Annotated in this window: 5 protein-coding genes; 1 reads left to right on the top strand and 4 read right to left on the bottom strand. The window is 47.0% G+C overall.

Features of this window, described 5'->3' with window-relative positions:
* A partial coding sequence (locus HEM79_RS22165) for a Clp protease ClpP (RefSeq protein ID WP_131727972.1) occupies positions 1-266 on the bottom strand: 266 nt, incomplete at its 3' end.
* A 92-nt stretch (positions 267-358) separates the two neighbouring features.
* Here HEM79_RS22165 and HEM79_RS22160 point away from each other — a divergent pair.
* On the top strand, positions 359-532 hold the full coding sequence (locus tag HEM79_RS22160; protein ID WP_000973802.1) for a hypothetical protein: 174 nt from the start codon (positions 359-361) through the stop codon (positions 530-532).
* A 364-nt stretch (positions 533-896) separates the two neighbouring features.
* Here the strand turns inward: HEM79_RS22160 and HEM79_RS22155 are convergent, their stop codons facing one another.
* The 3 genes from HEM79_RS22155 to HEM79_RS22145 all read right to left on the bottom strand — a co-directional run.
* Positions 897-1,319, bottom strand: coding sequence for a single-stranded DNA-binding protein (locus HEM79_RS22155; RefSeq protein WP_000126661.1), 423 nt, complete (start codon positions 1,317-1,319; stop codon positions 897-899).
* A complete protein-coding gene (locus HEM79_RS22150) occupies positions 1,316-1,561 on the bottom strand; it encodes a hypothetical protein (RefSeq protein WP_000125504.1) in 246 nt (81 codons plus the stop codon). The genes HEM79_RS22155 and HEM79_RS22150 overlap by 4 nt, the downstream gene beginning before the upstream one ends.
* A 287-nt stretch (positions 1,562-1,848) precedes the next feature.
* The coding region (locus tag HEM79_RS22145; protein ID WP_183082720.1) for a winged helix-turn-helix domain-containing protein at positions 1,849-2,175 on the bottom strand (327 nt) is incomplete at its 5' end.

The raw sequence follows: 2,175 nt of genomic DNA, 5'->3' as shown, positions 1-2,175 counted from the left end.
ACCGAAGCCATTGAAGCCGCAACACCATCGATATAAACCGTAATGTCTGCCGGATGATTCCGTAGCAGGTTATAGATGGCGATGCCTTCAAACACATCACCACCTGGTGAATGGATCCTCAGATTGATATGTGAAACATCGCCAAGGGCTTTCAGGTCTTCCGCGAACTGCTTTGCAGTAACACCGAAGCCGCCAATCTCCTCATAGATAGATATATCCGCCGCTCCGCGAACATCCGCCGCCTTAATGGTGTACCAGCGATTCATTGTTCCCCCACCGATGCAAAACCATTCTGATTAAGCCAGGTGTTTACGGCATGTCTGACAATCTGCGCCACACCTGGTAATGGTTGGTCAGGATGATGATTTATATGGTCGATCCTGTACTGCTTAAGGCGCATAACGGTCTGCGCATCCAGATGAACGGAACCACCCCTGATATCGCCCGTGTTCAGGTCATTAATACAACTCACAGTAACTTCCTCTTACTGACTAAACTGTGCACATTATTGATCGATAAAAGTGGTAGATAAACATATTTCTATCATAAAAATAGATTAATGAGATTCAGACACAAAAAAGCCGGATAAAATCCGGCATAAATATCCCGCCATCTGAACACGTTTTGACACAGGCAACTCCACCTGGCAGGTGAAAAACAGATTTATTTATATATTTCAATTAATTGCAAACTGGTCTAATGACAGGGAGAAAAAAATATTGTACAGGTGAAAACAGAAATAACTTTTAATTATCAATAAATTACTACACATGCTGCCGCCGCCATGAAAATGCAAAAACCAGCCTTTTTCCGCGACGCTCCCGCCCCGTGGCAGGTCACTACACCGGGAGGACCCATAAAAAAGCCGGATTGCTCCGGCTTCTGTTACTCGTTGCTTAAAACGGTATGTTATCCCCGTACGGATCATCATTTCCCGCCTGTTGTTTTGCTCTGCTCAGTGCATCAGTAGCCTGCCCCTGTTGGCCTTTTTTGCCGCCCGGTCGCGCCGTTCTCGCACTGATTACGCTGTCTGCGATAACCTGCCAGCCCTGCCGCGTCTCCCCGTTCTGTCCGGTCCACTGGCTCACCTGCATGTTACCCGCCACGCTCAGGAGTTCACCCTTGCGGTGCTTTGCCAGTGCTTCGGCCTGTCTGCCAAACGCCAGGACGGATAACCACATCGTCGCCGTTCCGTCATCTGCCTGGCTGCACGGAAGTGGGACCGCCATACTCGCCATCGTCATTTGTGTACCCTTGCTGGTGGTCTTTAACTGCGGGTCAGCCACCAGCCGCCCGTAAGCCGCTATCTGTGCTGTCATGCTGTCTGCTCTCCGGTTTTAACGTTGATGGTTGTCACCTGTTCCGCTTCGGCAATCTCCCGTTCTGTCAGCGTGGCAAAGTTTGCAGCTGCCGTTGTCATGAATGCGCTAATCAGTTCGGGATGTGCTTTCGCATATCCTTCCCCGGCGTTGCGGTCGATGATTTTTATCGACACCCTTAACCAGTGTTCCGTCAAATCAAGGGCGTGCGATTGTGATTTTTTTATGTGCTTCGCTGTCATAGGCTTTATCTCACAGCAGTAAATTAAAATTTTTGCGTTTTAACCCTTCACCTGTTCACCTTTTGATATTTTCTCTATTAATTCATAATGTTAAGGGGTGAACAGTTTCAAAAAAACTATTCACCAACTGTTCACCACTGTTCACCCTTGAAGCTCAATAAACAATCAAAAAGGTGAACAGTGAATAGTTTGGTGAACAGTTCATAAATAACTGTTCACCCTATAATATACTGATATAAAAGATATTTATAACAGGGTGAACAGTGGTGAACAGTTATTCTATAAGTTTAATTTTTGCTATCGTCATTAGTGACCGATACACATGATGGCATCCAGTCTTCTGATTCCTCCGTCAGTGTCACGTTTGAACGCAAACCGTGCTTCGTTTTCCGTTTCATATACTCCCTGCCATATTCCGCCATTGCCCCCGGCATATCTTTACCGAAGCGCGTCAGTGTTACAGGTTTACCAAACCCATGTGCCCTCATATAAGCCAGATAGGCATGATAGAGATACCTGCGTGGGCTGAATGGCACAATTTCAGCATTACCCACTAACAGGCCATCACACATTACCGACGCCATGAGATAGCCGCAGAAGTCCACCAGCGAATC

It is taken from the genome of Escherichia sp. 93.0816 (genome assembly GCF_013368855.2).
GTDB classification, from domain to species: Bacteria; Pseudomonadota; Gammaproteobacteria; order Enterobacterales; family Enterobacteriaceae; genus Escherichia; species Escherichia ruysiae.
Note: the sequence above shows the minus strand (reverse complement) of the source record. Positions and strands in the feature narration are given on the sequence as shown.